Genomic DNA, 13,497 nt, shown 5'->3' on the forward strand with positions numbered 1-13,497 from the left:
GAAGCGCGCCGGTTAGTCTGAGTGCGTGCTGGACCTGCACTCCGACCCGATTTCCCTGACCGCGGCACTGGTGGACATTCCCAGCGAGTCGCGGCATGAAGCGCGAATCGCCGACGAGGTCGAGGTCGCCCTGCGCGAGCAGACTCCCCGCTCGGCGGGCTTCGAGATCATCCGGGACGGCAACGCGGTGCTGGCCCGCACCCAGCTGGGGCGGCCGACACGCGTGCTGCTGGCCGGGCATCTGGACACCGTCCCGGTGGCCGGCAACCTGCCCAGCCGGCGGACCACCACCGACGACGAGGGGGACGTGCTGCACGGTTGCGGCACTGTCGACATGAAGGGCGGTGTCGCCGTCTTCCTGCACCTGGCCGCCACCATCACCGCACATGCGCATGATCTGACCTGCGTGTTCTACGACTGCGAGGAGATCGAGGCCGCCGCCAACGGGCTGGGCCGAATCGAACGCAACCTGCCGGACTGGCTGACCGGCGATGTCGCGATCCTCGGCGAGCCGACCGGCGGCTACATCGAAGCCGGCTGCCAGGGCACGCTGCGGGTGGTGGTCAGCGCCACAGGCACCCGGGCGCATTCGGCGCGCTCCTGGCTGGGCGACAACGCCATCCACAAACTCGGGGCGGTGCTGGACCGGCTCGCCGCCTACCAGGCGCGCAGCGTGGACATCGACGGCTGCGTCTACCGCGAGGGGCTGTCCGCGGTGCGCATCGACGGCGGGGTGGCCGGCAACGTCATCCCAGACGCGGCGGCCGTCACGGTGAACTTCCGCTTCGCGCCGGACCGCACCCCCGAACAGGCGCTGGCCCATGTCCGCGAGGTGTTCGACGGCCTCGATGTCGGCGTCGAGCAGACCGATTCGGCGGCCGGCGCCCTGCCCGGGCTGACCGCGCCCGCCGCCGCGGCGCTGGTGGCCGCCGCCGGCGGGCGGGTGCGGGCCAAATACGGCTGGACCGACGTGTCCCGGTTCGCCGCCCGCGGCATTCCCGCGGTCAACTACGGTCCGGGCGACCCGAACCTGGCGCACCGGGTCGACGAGCGGGTGCCGGTGGACCAGATCAGCACCGTGGCCGCGATGCTGCGCGGCTACCTCAGCGCCTGACCCGCTCCAGCGCCGCGCGGCCGAACGCGCAGTCGACTTCGCCGCACAGCCGGGCCAGCGGATCGGCGGCCCGGGCATCGCCGAGCCGGGCGGCGACATCCCAGGCCTGCAGCGCAACCGCGGACTGCCCGGAGCGTTGCGCCATCCGGGCGCCTTCCCGGGCGGCCGCGATCGCGCCGTGCTGATCGCGCATGCCGGCCCGCTGCCAGGCACGCGCCATGCCCAACTCCGGGGCGAACAGCGCCGATTTGGTGCCGTGCCGGGACTCGGCCCGCCGCAACGCCTTTGCGGCGCCGGCGATGTCGGATTGGCGGGCCAGCGCGGTGGCCAGCAACGTCAGCGCCAGCGGTCCCCACGAATACCCGGTGCGGTCCAGGGTGGCCGCGGCCGGCGCCAGTAGCGCCGCCGCGTCCGCGAACTCATCGGCCGCGATCAGCACGACCGCCACCAGGACCTCGCCGACGGCCCGGCCGGGTTGGGTCAGCTCGGCGAAATCGGTGAACTGCCAGGCCAGCTCACGGGCCTCGGCAAGGCGATCGGCCATCAGCAGCGTGGTGATCTCGGCCAGTCCCACGGTGAACCGCAGCACGCCGGGATGCTCGGCGCCCAGCGCGCGGGCCGCCAGCGGTCCGACGTCGTCGAATCGGCCGGCCCGCGCCGCGCACAGCGCGGCGGCGCTACCCGCCCAGGCCACCGCCATGTCGTCGGCGGCGGGATCGGCCAGGACCGTCGTGGCCAACTCGACGGCGCGGCCGATGTTTCCGGCGTTCATCGCGAAGGTGGCGCCGAGCGCATCGAGGGTGTCGCGTGGGCGCGGGCCGCTGACCCGGCCCCGCGTGGCGGCCAGAAACGCGGTCGCGCGTTCCGGTTCGCCCAGCATGAAGAACTGATTGGCGGCCCGCGGCAGCGCCCAGGCCATCAGGTCCGGTTCGTTCAGCGTGGCCGGGTCGACCGCCGCCAGCACCTCGTCGGCGTCGCGGCCGCGGCCCTGCCAGCCCAGCGCATGCGCTAGGGCCAACCGTGCCGGCAGCCCGCCCGAGTGCTCCAGTGCCTGACGGGCCAATTTCTCGCCCAGCCGGGGATCGCCCAGCCGCATCGCCTGTTCGGCCGCATCCACCATCTGCGCGACGGTCTGCGGGGCGTCACTGTCGGCGGCCAGCGCCGCCAGCCGCAGCTGCTCACCGACGTGGCGGCAGGGCGACGTGGTCAGCACACCGACCACCTGGGTGCGCCGCGCGCGGGCGCCGGCATCGCCCAGTGCGGCGAGCGCCCGCCGGGCGAACAGCGGGTGCGCGGTGTAGACGACGGGGTCGCGTCCGTGGCCGCCGCGGACGCGGGTCTCCACGGCGCCGAGTTCCTCGGCTTGGCGGACCGCCTCGGCGCTGGTGAGGTTCTCCAGGTCGACCAAGGCCAGCGGCTCGCAGACCGCCAGGTAGTCCAGCACCGCACGCGCACCGGCGGGCAGCCCCGCCACGAAGGCGTCGATATCCTGGCCGGCCGTGTCCGCATCGCCGGCCGGGATGTCGATCCGGGGCAACAGGTTGTCGCTCCACAGCGCGGTGATCGGGGCCGCGGGAGAGGCGTCGGCGCGGCCGGTGACGATCATCCGGGCCGAGCCGGTCAACGCCAGTTGGTAGACCAGCGTGGCCGACAACAGATCGAGCTGGTGAGCGTCGTCGATCACCAGCACCAGCTCGCCGTCGCCGTCGGCCAGCGATGCCCGGGCCGCGCGCAGCAGTGCGGCGGGTTTGCCGATCTCGGACACCTCGACCAGATGGCTGAACGCGCCCAGCGGTACGCCGCGCTCGGTGGGAGTGCCGATCACCCAGCGGACCCGGGTGCCGGGGTGGCGCTGCGCGTAGTCTTCGGCGGCCAGTCGGGCCAGGGTCGACTTGCCGCACCCGTCCGGACCGAGCACCACCGCACCGGCCCGGGCCCCGTCGTCCAGCGCGGCGATGATCTGCTGCAAGGCGGCCGAATGCTCGGGGACGTTCCAGCGGATCGGCATCGCCGCAGAGTTTACGGTCTGAGCCCAGCGCCCGATAGCCTTTCGGTTGTGCGGTCGAGGCAATGGGCGGTGTGCGTTTACTGCGCGTCCGGCCCGCGCGATCCGGCGCTGCTGGCGCTGGCCGCCGAGGTCGGTGCGGCGATCGCCCGACGCGGCTGGACGTTGGTGTGGGGAGGCGGCAACGTCTCGGCGATGGGTGCGCTCGCCGTGGCCGCCCGCGAGCACGGGGGACCGACGGTCGGGGTGATCCCCAAGGCGCTGCTGCACCGCGAGGTGGCCGATGTCGACGCCGACGAGTTGATCGTCACCGAGACCATGCGTGAGCGCAAACAGGTGATGGACGACCGGGCGGACGTGTTCCTGACCCTGCCCGGCGGCATCGGCACGCTCGAAGAACTCTTCGAGACCTGGACTGCGGGGTATCTGGGGATGCACGACAAGGCGGTGGTGGTGCTCGATCCCGACGGGCACTACGCCGGGCTCTGGACGTGGCTGGCCGGTCTGGTCGACGCGGGGTTCGTCAACCCGCAGGCGATGCGCCGGCTGCTGGTGTTCGATGACGTAGAGGCGGCGCTCGATGCCTGTTCACCCGGTACCGCCGGTACCGATTAGGCTGCTGCTTCGTCAGTCGACCCCACCGACCGCGAATTGAGGCGATAACGTGTCCGACCACGACTCCGGCACCGTCACCCGGGTGGGGCTGTTCGACGTGGTGGCCCGCACACCGCACCTGCTGGCCGACGCGCCGACCATCCTTCGCGGGCTGTGGACCGGACTGCGGGCCCGGCCCACCTCCAAGGCGTCGATCGGCAAGGTCTTCCAGGACCGCGCGGCCCAATGGGGCGACCGCGTGTTCATCCGGTTCGCCGACCAGCGACTGACCTACCGCGAAGCCAACGAGACAGTCAACCGCTACGCCGCGGTACTGGCCGCGCGCGGCGTCGGCCACGGCGATGTCGTGGGGATCATGCTGCGCAACAGCCCCGACGCGGTGCTGATGATGCTGGCCGTCGCCAAATGCGGCGGGGTCGCCGGCATGCTCAACTACCACCAGCGCGGCGATGTGCTCGCCCACAGTCTGGGGGTGCTGAAGTCCGCCCTGCTGGTCGCGGAGACCGACCTGGTCGACGCCGTCAAGGACAGCGGCGCCCCCGACGAGCCGGTGACCATCGAGGAATTCCGGCGGCTGGCCGCCACCGCACCGGACGGCAACCCCGCCTCGGTCAACGCGGTACTGGCCAAGGACACCGCGTTCTACATCTTCACCTCCGGCACCACCGGTTACCCCAAGGCCAGCGTGATGACGCACTACCGCTGGTTGCGCGCCCTGGCGACATTCGGCGCCATCGGGCTGCGGCTGCGCGGCAGCGACACCCTGTACTGCTGCCTGCCGCTCTACCACAACAACGCGCTGACCGTCGCGGTGTCCTCGGTGCTCAACGCCGGTGCCACCCTGGCCCTGGGCCGCTCGTTCTCGGCCTCGCGGTTCTGGGACGAGGTGATCGCCGTAGACGCCACCGCGTTCGTCTACATCGGCGAGCTGTGCCGGTACCTGCTCAACCAGCCCCCGAAGCCGACCGACCGGGCCCACAAGGTGCGGGTGATCGCCGGCAACGGACTGCGGCCGGAGATCTGGGACGAGTTCACCCAACGTTTCGGCATCAAGCGGGTCTGCGAGTTCTACGCCGCCAGCGAGAGCAACAGCGCGTTCCTCAACGTGTTCAACGTGCCCCGCAGCACGGGCGTGTACCCACTGCGCCTGGCCTACGTGCACTACGACGCCGACACCGGACTGCCGCTGCGCGGCGACGACGGCCGCGTGCAGCGGGTGCCGGCGGGACAGCCCGGGCTGTTGCTGAGCCCGGTGAACCGATTCTCACCCTTCGACGGCTACACCGACCCGGAGGCCAACGAGAAGAAGCTGGTGCGCGACGCCTTCCGCGACGGCGACTGCTGGTTCAACACCGGCGACCTGATGCGCCCCCAGGGGATGGGGCACGCCGCTTTCGTCGACCGGCTCGGCGACACCTTCCGGTGGAAAGGCGAGAACGTCGCCACCACGCAGGTCGAGGCGGCGCTGGGCGCCGACGAGGCGATCGAGGAGTGCGCCGTCTACGGCGTGGAGGTGCCCGGCACCGGTGGCCGCGCCGGGATGGCAGCGGTCAAACTGCGCGACGGCGCCCAGTTCGACGGACCGGGGCTGGCCGCGTTGCTCTATGACCAGCTGCCCTCCTATGCGGTGCCGCTGTTCGTGCGGGTGGTCCCGTCGCTGGCCCACACCACCACGTTCAAGAGCCGCAAGGTCGAACTGCGCGAGCAGGGCTACGGCGGCGGAGACATCGAGGACCCGCTGTACGTGCTCGCCGGGCGCAGCGAGGGCTACGTCCCCTACTACGCCGACTACCCCGGCGAAGTGGCGGCCGGCAAGCGACCGCAGGGCTGACCGAGGAGGGGCCAAGCCCCACCGGGCACCATAGACAGGTGCACACCTATTTCTGCGGACGCCCGGTGGCGGCCGATCGTGCGCTCATCATGGCGATCGTCAACCGCACGCCGGACTCTTTCTACGACGCGGGCGCCACGTTCACCGACGAGGCGGCCAAAGACGCGGTGCACCGCGCCGTCGCCGAGGGCGCCGATGTCATCGATGTCGGCGGAGTCAAAGCCGGACCGGGCCAGCCCGTGGACGCCGCCGCCGAGACCGCCCGGGTGGTCCCGTTCATCGAGTGGCTGCGCGGCGCCTACCCCGACCAGCTGATCAGCGTGGACACCTGGCGGGCGGAGGTGGCCAAACGCGCCTGTGCGGCCGGTGCCGACCTGATCAACGACACCTGGGGCGGGATCGACCCCGGCCTGCCGGCGGTGGCCGCCGAATTCGGGGCGGGGCTGGTCTGCTCCCACACCGGCGGGGCCCAACCGCGCACCCGCCCCTTCCGGGTCAGCTACGGCACGCGGGTCGACGGGGTGGTGACAGCGGTGATCGACGAGGTCACCGCGGCCGCCGAGGCAGCGGTGGCGGCCGGGGTGGCCCGCGAGCGGATTGTGATCGATCCCACCCACGATTTCGGCAAGAACACCTTCCACGGGCTAGCGTTGCTGCGACACACGGAGGACTTGGTCGGTACCGGATGGCCGGTGCTGATGGCGCTCTCCAACAAAGACTTCATCGGGGAGACTCTTGGTGTGGGTCTCACCGAGCGTCTCGACGGAACGTTGGCGGCCACCGCATGGGCGGCGGCCGCCGGAGCCCGGATGTTTCGGGTGCACGAGGTCGGGCCTACCCGGCGCGTCCTGGAGATGGTGGCATCGATCCAGGGTGTCCGGGCCCCGACCCGCACAGTAAGGGGATTGGCATGACCGCCGGCGCCGCAGCGCGACACGATGCTCAGGAGTGGCGCATATGACCGAGCTGGTCTCAGCGCCGGGCGACACCCGGATGTCCGGGCGTACCTGGACGCGGCCGCAGTGGACGGTGGCTGAGCTGCTGGCGGCCAAGGCCGAGACGGGTCGCAGCATCTCGGTGGTGCTGCCGGCCCTCAACGAGCAGGCGACCATCGAGTCGGTCATCGACAGCATCACCCCGCTGGTCGACAACCTGGTCGACGAACTGATCGTGCTGGACTCCGGTTCCACCGACGACACCGAGATCCGGTCTATCGCCGCCGGCGCTCGCGTCGTCAGCCGCGAACAGGCCGTTCCCGAAGTGCCCCCGCAGCCCGGCAAGGGGGAGGCCCTGTGGCGGTCGCTGGCCGCCACCAGCGGCGACATCGTGGTGTTCGTGGACTCCGACCTGATCGATCCCGACCCGATGTTCGTGCCGCACCTGGTCGGGCCGCTGCTCACCGCTGACGGGGTCCACCTGGTCAAGGGCTTCTACCGGCGGCCGCTGAAGGTCAACGGCACCGAGGACGCCACCGGCGGGGGCCGGGTCACCGAACTGGTGGCCCGACCGCTGCTGACCGCGCTGCGGCCCGACCTGGGCGCGGTGCTGCAACCGTTGGGCGGGGAGTACGCGGGCACTCGCGAGCTGCTGGCATCGGTTCCGTTCGCCCCCGGCTACGGGGTGGAGATCGGCCTTTTGATCGACACCTACGATCGGCTGGGCTTGGAGGCGATTGCCCAGGTCAACCTGGGTGTGCGGGCCCATCGCAACCGCCCGTTGGCGGAATTGGCCGTGATGAGCCGCCAAGTCGTCGCCACCTTGCTGTCGCGCTGCGGCGTCCCGGACTCCGGGGTGGGACTGACCCAGTTCTTCGCCGACGGCCCGGACGGTATGGACTACCTGCCGCAGACCACGCCGCTGTCGCTGGTGGACCGGCCGCCGATGAACACCCTGCGCCAGCGCTGACCTGAGGGGAATCGCCGGCAACGCCGGTCGCCGATGAGGCACTATCGATGCCGTGACACTGGTGTTGCTCTACCTCGTTGTACTCGTGCTGATCGCGCTGTTGCTGTTCGGCGTCGCGAGCACGCTGTTCGGCCGCGGTGAACCGCTGCCCCCGCTGCCGCGGGCGACGACGGCCACCATGCTGCCGGCATCGGGCGTCACCGGCGCCGATGTCGAGGCGGTGAAGTTCTCCCAGGTGCTGCGGGGTTACAACACTGCCGAAGTCGACTGGGTGCTGGAACGCCTCGGCGCCGAGCTCGACCAACTGCGCGGTCAGCTTGCCGCGGCGCAGGCGGCCGGTGCGAACGCGCCGGAGCCACGTTGAGCGCGGTGCCCGACGACGACCGGGTCCGCTGCGGCTGGGTCGACATCGGGTCGCAGCTCTACCGCGATTACCACGATCAGGAGTGGGGCCGCCCGGTGCGCGAGCCGACGGCGCTGTTCGAGCGGATCAGCCTGGAAGCCTTCCAGAGCGGACTGTCGTGGCTGGTGATTCTGCGCAAGCGGGAGAACTTCCGGCGTGCGTTCGCCGATTTCGACGTGGAGGCCATCGCGCGGTTCACCGACGCCGACGTGGCCCGGCTGCTGGACGACGCCGGCATCGTGCGCAACCGGGCCAAGATCGAGGCGACGATCGCCAACGCGCGGGCGACCATTGCCCTGGGATCGACCGAGCTGGTGGACCTGCTGTGGTCGTTCGCGCCGCCGGCACGGCCACGGCCGGCCGACTTGTCGGAAATTCCGGCGGTCACCCCGGAATCGACGGCGATGGCACGCGAATTGAAGCGGCGCGGCTTCCGATTCGTGGGACCCACCACCGCGTATGCGCTGATGCAGGCCACCGGCATGGTGGACGACCACGTCCGGGCATGTTGGGTGCCACCGGCAAGCGTTTAGATCCACTAAAATGCACTTCGGAATCGGGTCTTGTGCACGCGCCGTCTTCGATAGGGGAGAATGGCAGAGTGAATTTGCAGTTCGACGCCGGATGCTGCGGCTGCCGTGCACACCCGGCGCGGAACATGGGCACGGCCTGCGGGCTGGTACCTGGAGGGAGCACTCGATGGCGGCGATGAAGCCCCGGACCGGTGACGGTCCGTTGGAAGCGACCAAAGAGGGGCGTGGCATCGTGATGCGAGTACCGCTTGAGGGCGGTGGACGACTGGTCGTCGAGTTGACTCCCGATGAGGCCGCCGCGCTCGGCGACGAGCTCAAAGCGGTCACCAGCTAACAGATCAGGCGAGGCGGTTCGCCGTGTGGGCGAACCGGCTTCGGCTTGGCTCGGTGGCGCTAGCAGCCCGCCGCCCGGTAGACGGCCAGTGTCTGCTCGGCTACGCGCGCCCAGGAGAAGACCTCCTCGCAGCGGCGCCGCCCGGCGTCGCCGTAACGCTGGGCGCGTTCGGGGTCGGTCACCAGCGCGTTGACGGCGGTGGCCAGGTCGGCGTGATAGCCGTCGGGGTCGGCGCCGTCGTAGTGCACCAGGGTGCCGGTCACGCCGTCGGAGACCACCTCCGGGATACCCCCGACATCCGAGGCGACCACCGCTGTGCCGCAGGCCATGGCCTCCAGATTGACGATGCCCAACGGTTCGTAGACCGACGGGCACACAAAAACGGTTGCCGCGCAGAGCAGTTCGCGAATCTGTCGGGCAGGCAGCGTTTCCTGCACCCAGAACACCCCGCTGCGGGTGGCGGCCAGCTCGGCCACGGCGGCACTGACCTCCGCGGCGATCTCGGGCGTGTCAGGGGCGCCCGCACACAGCACCAGCTGCGCCTCCGGGTCGAACCGGTGGGCGGCGGCCACCAGGTGGGCCACGCCCTTCTGCCGGGTGATCCGCCCGACGAAAGCCACCATGGGCCGGTCGGGGTCCACACCGAGTTCGGCCGGCAGCGAATCGGGTCCGACCGGCTGCGGGCGCCACACGTCGGTGTCGATGCCGCTGTAGATCACGTGCACGCGGTCCGGCCGCAGCGTCGGGTAGACCCGCAGCAGATCCTCACGCATGGCCGAGCTGACCGCGATGACCGCGTCCGCGGCCGTCGTCGCCTCCTTCTCGACCCAGGTCGAGACCCGGTAGCCGCCGCCCAGCTGCTCGGCCTTCCAGGGGCGCAGCGGTTCCAGGGAATGCGCGGTGAGCACATGCGGGATGTCGTGCAGCAGCGCGGCCAGCCGGCCCGCCAGGGCGGTGTACCAGGTATGGGAGTGCGCGACATCGGCGGTGCTGACGGCGTCGACCATCGTCAGGTCGGCCGACAGCGTGCCCAGCGCCGGATTGGCATCGCGCAGTGCGGGATCGGGCTGATGGGCGTGCGCACCGGGCCGCGGCGCCCCGATGCAGTGCACGTCGACATGGCACAGCCGCCGCAGCGCTTCGACCAGGTTGGTGACGTGGACGCCCGCGCCGCCGTAGATCTCCGGCGGGTATTCCCGCGTCAGCATCGCCACCCGCATAACCCGCACGGTAGCGGGCGCCGGTCGGCGGCTGCGCGGCGGATCGACCCGTGAGCGGCGGCCCGCCCTTTGTAAAGAACCGTCGTCAATCGTGCGGTCAACCTGGCAGGGCTTCGAAGGGGCCGATAGGTTTGTGGCCATGAGGGAAGTGCCGCACGTCCTGGGCATCGTCCTGGCCGGTGGTGAGGGTAAGCGGCTGCACCCCTTGACCGCGGACCGGGCGAAGCCGGCGGTCCCTTTCGGGGGCGCCTATCGGTTGATCGACTTTGTGCTGTCCAATCTGGTCAATGCGCGCTACTTGCGGATCTGTGTTCTGACGCAGTACAAGTCGCATTCACTGGACCGTCACATCTCGCAGAATTGGCGATTGAGCGGCCTGGCGGGGGAGTACATCACCCCGGTGCCGGCCCAGCAGCGGCTGGGGCCGCGCTGGTACACCGGGTCTGCCGACGCCATCTACCAGTCGCTCAATCTGATCTTCGACGAGGATCCGGACTACATCGTGGTTTTTGGAGCCGACCACGTCTACCGGATGGACCCCGAGCAGATGGTGCGCTTCCACATCGACAGTGGGGCCGGGGCGACCGTCGCCGGCGTACGGGTTCCGCGCGCCGAGGCGTCGTCGTTCGGCTGCATCGACGCCGACGAATCCGGGCGGGTCCGCGGTTTCCTGGAGAAGCCCGCGAACCCGCCCGGCACCCCCGGGGATCCTGACAGCACGTTCGTCTCGATGGGTAACTACGTCTTCACCACCAAGGTGCTCATCGATGCGATCCGCGCCGACGCCGACGACGACCACTCCGACCACGACATGGGTGGCGACATCATGCCGCGCCTGGTGGCCGACGGGATGGCCGCGGTCTACGACTTCTCCGACAACGAGGTGCCCGGCGCCACCGAGCGCGACCGGGGCTACTGGCGTGATGTGGGAACCCTGGACGCGTTCTACGACGCACACATGGACCTGGTCTCGGCGCATCCGGTCTTCAACCTGTACAACACCCGCTGGCCGATTCACGGCGCCACCGAGAACCTGGCGCCGGCGAAGTTCGTCAACGGCGGCTCCGCTCAGGAGTCGGTGGTGGGTGCGGGCAGCGTCATCTCCGCGGGATCGGTGCGCAATTCGGTGTTGTCGTCGAACGTGGTGATCGACGACGGAGCGATCGTCGAGGACAGCGTGCTGATGCCCGGCGTGCGGGTGGGCCGCGGCGCGGTGGTGCGCCACGCCATCCTGGACAAGAACGTCGTGGTGGGGCCCGGCGAGATGATCGGTGTCGACCTGCAGAAGGACCGGGAACGCTTCTCCATCAGCGCCGGCGGCGTGGTTGCCGTCGGAAAGGGCATCTGGATCTAGCGGCCGCCGCCGGGACTTAGAACGGCTCCTCGGCGCCGCCGGGGTTGCAGCCATTGGCGAGCAGGTCCAGCGTGCTCACGTCCGGGCGCCACGGCTCCAGATTCCAGCTGGTCTTGCCGGGCTGGATGAACTCCACGAACTGCCAGTGGCACAGGAACTGGGCGCGCATCCCGGCGGTGTTGGCCTCCGGGTTGCGTTTGACCACCTCCGACCAGGCCTGCTCGCCCTGACGCAGGGTGCCGAGCTCGCCGGCCTCGGTGCGGCCGGTGCCGGTGGGATAGACCCGCAGGCTGGTGCCGCCGTCGTAGGTCACCCACTGAGTGTGCTGGACGTAGGGGGCCGCGCTGATGCCCGCAGCCCCCAGGAAGCCGCCCGCACCGCCCAGGCCGCCGGCGCCGCCCTGCCCGCCGAGGCCGCCGTCGCCGCCGCGGCCGAACAACACGCCGCCCGCGCCGCCCGCGCCACCGTCGCCGCCGCTCTCGGCTTCGTCGCCGCCCTGCCCGCCGAGGCCGCCGTCGCCGCCGCGGCCCAGCCACCAGGCCCCGGCGCCGCCCACGCCGCCGTCGCCGCCGATGTCGCCGTCGCCGCCGGTTCCGCCGGTGCCGCCGGTGCCGAGCAGGAAGCCGATGCCCACGCCGCCGGTGCCGCCGGTACCGCCGGTCTCGCCCGCGCCACCGGTGCCGCCGGTGCCGCCCACCCCCATGAACCAGCCGCCGGCCCCGCCGTCGCCGCCGGCCGCCCCTTCGCCGCCCAGCCCGCCGGCTCCACCGTTGCCGAAGAAGCCCGCATCGCCGCCGGCCCCGCCGACGCCGTCGATGCCCGCGATCCCGGCGCCGCCGTCGCCGAAGAGGAATCCGCCGTCCCCGGCGTCGCCGAACCAGCCCCACTGGCCCAGCAGGCTGGTGTTGACGCCGTCGAACCCGTCGATGCCGTCGCCGATCAGGTCGCGACCGAACAGCGCGACGAACGGGGCGTTGATCAGGCCCAGGCTGAGCTCGCCGAACGGGCTGGCAAGCCACTGCTGCAGGCCTTCGTGCAACGGGGCGTAGATGAACTGGTTCAGCCACTCGGCGGTGTCGAACTGGTTGGCGCCGGGCACGGCCAGCACCGCGTCGATGACGTCGGAGAACAACTGGTTGGTGGCCGGATCAAGCTGCTCGGTGAAGGACTGCACCAGCGCCATCAGGCTGCCCAGATCGAACCCGTCGGCCGCGCTTCCGGCCACCGCGGCCGGTTCGGCGACGTCGAACAGCCAATCCCAGTCCGCCTGGGCGGGAGCGGCGGTCAGCAGCGGGTGCAGGCCCACCACTACGGCGCCCGCCGCGGCGGCGGCCATCCGGGCCGGGATGAGGGTGCGGCCCGCAGCGCCGCTGTCGGTGCCCCGCCTGAGTACGCGCATGGGTTCGCCAATCTCCCCGAGTAGGAATTAACAGTGTCTGCTTAGGGAACTGTAAGCCACTCGCGCCGCTGCGGCATCCGGAGCGGCGGGGCTCCGGCGCGCCGTCTCACCAGAGGTACGGCACCAGGCGGTACCGCACCCGGGCGGTGTACTCGCGGTAGCCGGGGAGTTGCTCGGTCAGCATGCGCTCCTCGTCGAGGAGGCGCACGGCCAGCAGAGCAACGCCCGGCAGCAGAAAGGCCAGCCCCCAGTAGGAGCCCAGGGCCAGCGGTGTTCCGGCCATCAGCAGCACGTTGCCCCCATACATCGGGTGGCGCACCACCGCATACAGGCCCGTGGAGACCAGCGGTTGTCCCGCCTCAACGGCGACGTTGGCCGCCGCGTAGCCGTTCTGGACGATCACCACCATGGCCAGCCCCAGCCCGGCGGCCACCAGGGCGTCGCCGAGCAGGCAGACCGCCCTCGGGACCGTCGACCACCCGAGGCGGTGATCCAGTGCGCTCACGACGAACAGGGCCGGAAAGCAGATGAAGATCGCGCTGATGACGAGCCGTTGCCGCGGCCGGGTCTCGGCCCGCGGACCGAACCGCATCCGCCGATCCAGGGCCGCCGGATTGGTGCGCAGCAGGTACAGGCTGGGAATCCAGGTGGCGGTCGCAAACACGGCCAGGAACACCCAGGCCTGCCAGTAGTGCAGTGTCCCGGCCGGGACGAACAGCAGCAACCCGAAGACCAGCAGGCCCAGCGATGCCGAAAGCAGGCCCTTGCCGACGGCGTTCATGGC

General features: G+C 71.0%; 13 protein-coding genes. 9 read left to right on the forward strand and 4 right to left on the reverse strand.

Annotated elements, in window-relative coordinates:
* Positions 1-25: 25 nt before the first annotated feature.
* Complete coding sequence (gene dapE / locus AWC02_RS08895; protein ID WP_085128415.1) at positions 26-1,114, forward strand: succinyl-diaminopimelate desuccinylase; 1,089 nt, start codon at positions 26-28, stop codon at positions 1,112-1,114.
* On the opposite strand, the gene AWC02_RS08900 is transcribed toward dapE, so the two are convergent.
* Positions 1,104-3,122 carry an AAA family ATPase gene (locus AWC02_RS08900; protein ID WP_085128416.1) on the reverse strand — a complete coding sequence of 673 codons (2,019 nt, stop codon included), beginning with the start codon at positions 3,120-3,122 and terminating at the stop codon, positions 1,104-1,106. The genes dapE and AWC02_RS08900 overlap by 11 nt on opposite strands.
* Before the next feature lie 48 nt (positions 3,123-3,170).
* On the opposite strand from AWC02_RS08900, the gene AWC02_RS08905 reads away from it, so the two are divergent.
* The 7 genes from AWC02_RS08905 to AWC02_RS08935 all read left to right on the forward strand — a co-directional run bounded on the left by AWC02_RS08905 (position 3,171) and on the right by AWC02_RS08935 (position 8,740).
* On the forward strand, positions 3,171-3,734 hold the full coding sequence (locus tag AWC02_RS08905; protein ID WP_237160398.1) for an LOG family protein: 564 nt from the start codon (positions 3,171-3,173) through the stop codon (positions 3,732-3,734).
* 49 nt (positions 3,735-3,783) lie between these two features.
* On the forward strand, positions 3,784-5,565 hold the full coding sequence (gene fadD6 / locus AWC02_RS08910) for a long-chain-acyl-CoA synthetase FadD6 (protein ID WP_085128417.1): 1,782 nt from the start codon (positions 3,784-3,786) through the stop codon (positions 5,563-5,565).
* Between the two features lie 89 nt (positions 5,566-5,654).
* Complete coding sequence (gene folP / locus AWC02_RS08915; protein ID WP_237160402.1) at positions 5,655-6,479, forward strand: dihydropteroate synthase; 825 nt, start codon at positions 5,655-5,657, stop codon at positions 6,477-6,479.
* Between the two features lie 43 nt (positions 6,480-6,522).
* Positions 6,523-7,470 (forward strand): glucosyl-3-phosphoglycerate synthase, encoded by a 948-nt coding sequence (locus AWC02_RS08920; RefSeq protein WP_046320373.1) that lies wholly within the window; start codon positions 6,523-6,525, stop codon positions 7,468-7,470.
* Between the two features lie 52 nt (positions 7,471-7,522).
* Positions 7,523-7,834 (forward strand): DivIVA domain-containing protein, encoded by a 312-nt coding sequence (locus tag AWC02_RS08925; RefSeq protein WP_085128419.1) that lies wholly within the window; start codon positions 7,523-7,525, stop codon positions 7,832-7,834.
* A complete protein-coding gene (locus AWC02_RS08930; RefSeq protein ID WP_109560936.1) occupies positions 7,831-8,406 on the forward strand; it encodes a DNA-3-methyladenine glycosylase I in 576 nt (191 codons plus the stop codon). The genes AWC02_RS08925 and AWC02_RS08930 overlap by 4 nt, the downstream gene beginning before the upstream one ends.
* 166 nt (positions 8,407-8,572) lie before the next feature.
* Positions 8,573-8,740, forward strand: coding sequence for a DUF3117 domain-containing protein (locus AWC02_RS08935; RefSeq protein ID WP_003885506.1), 168 nt, complete (start codon positions 8,573-8,575; stop codon positions 8,738-8,740).
* A gap of 59 nt (positions 8,741-8,799) precedes the next feature.
* Here AWC02_RS08935 and glgA read toward each other — a convergent pair whose 3' ends face one another.
* On the reverse strand, positions 8,800-9,960 hold the full coding sequence (gene glgA, locus AWC02_RS08940; RefSeq protein WP_085128421.1) for a glycogen synthase: 1,161 nt from the start codon (positions 9,958-9,960) through the stop codon (positions 8,800-8,802).
* 139 nt (positions 9,961-10,099) lie between these two features.
* Here glgA and glgC point away from each other — a divergent pair, with 139 nt between their 5' ends.
* Entirely contained in the window at positions 10,100-11,314 is a 1,215-nt protein-coding gene (glgC, locus tag AWC02_RS08945; RefSeq protein ID WP_046320366.1) for a glucose-1-phosphate adenylyltransferase, read from the forward strand.
* Between the two features lie 16 nt (positions 11,315-11,330).
* Here glgC and AWC02_RS23015 read toward each other — a convergent pair whose 3' ends face one another.
* A complete protein-coding gene (locus AWC02_RS23015; protein ID WP_109560937.1) occupies positions 11,331-12,713 on the reverse strand; it encodes a DUF2599 domain-containing protein in 1,383 nt (460 codons plus the stop codon).
* A gap of 106 nt (positions 12,714-12,819) precedes the next feature.
* Positions 12,820-13,494 carry a methyltransferase family protein gene (locus AWC02_RS08955; RefSeq protein ID WP_085128422.1) on the reverse strand — a complete coding sequence of 225 codons (675 nt, stop codon included), beginning with the start codon at positions 13,492-13,494 and terminating at the stop codon, positions 12,820-12,822.
* Positions 13,495-13,497 lie beyond the last annotated feature (3 nt).

Source organism: Mycolicibacter engbaekii (assembly GCF_002101585.1).
GTDB classification, from domain to species: Bacteria; Actinomycetota; Actinomycetes; order Mycobacteriales; family Mycobacteriaceae; genus Mycobacterium; species Mycobacterium engbaekii.

Excerpts from the sequence above, each read along its gene's own strand:
- AWC02_RS08900 (WP_085128416.1), bottom strand. The coding sequence starts at position 3,122 with ATGCCGATCCGCTGGAACGTCCCCGAGCATTCGGCCGCCTTGCAGCAG.
- folP (WP_237160402.1), top strand. The coding sequence starts at position 5,655 with ATGGCGATCGTCAACCGCACGCCGGACTCTTTCTACGACGCGGGCGCC.
- AWC02_RS08920 (WP_046320373.1), top strand. The coding sequence starts at position 6,523 with ATGACCGAGCTGGTCTCAGCGCCGGGCGACACCCGGATGTCCGGGCGT.
- AWC02_RS08935 (WP_003885506.1), top strand. The coding sequence starts at position 8,573 with ATGGCGGCGATGAAGCCCCGGACCGGTGACGGTCCGTTGGAAGCGACC.
- glgA (WP_085128421.1), bottom strand. The coding sequence starts at position 9,960 with ATGCGGGTGGCGATGCTGACGCGGGAATACCCGCCGGAGATCTACGGC.
- glgC (WP_046320366.1), top strand. The coding sequence starts at position 10,100 with ATGAGGGAAGTGCCGCACGTCCTGGGCATCGTCCTGGCCGGTGGTGAG.
- AWC02_RS23015 (WP_109560937.1), bottom strand. The coding sequence starts at position 12,713 with ATGCGCGTACTCAGGCGGGGCACCGACAGCGGCGCTGCGGGCCGCACC.
- AWC02_RS08955 (WP_085128422.1), bottom strand. The coding sequence starts at position 13,494 with ATGAACGCCGTCGGCAAGGGCCTGCTTTCGGCATCGCTGGGCCTGCTG.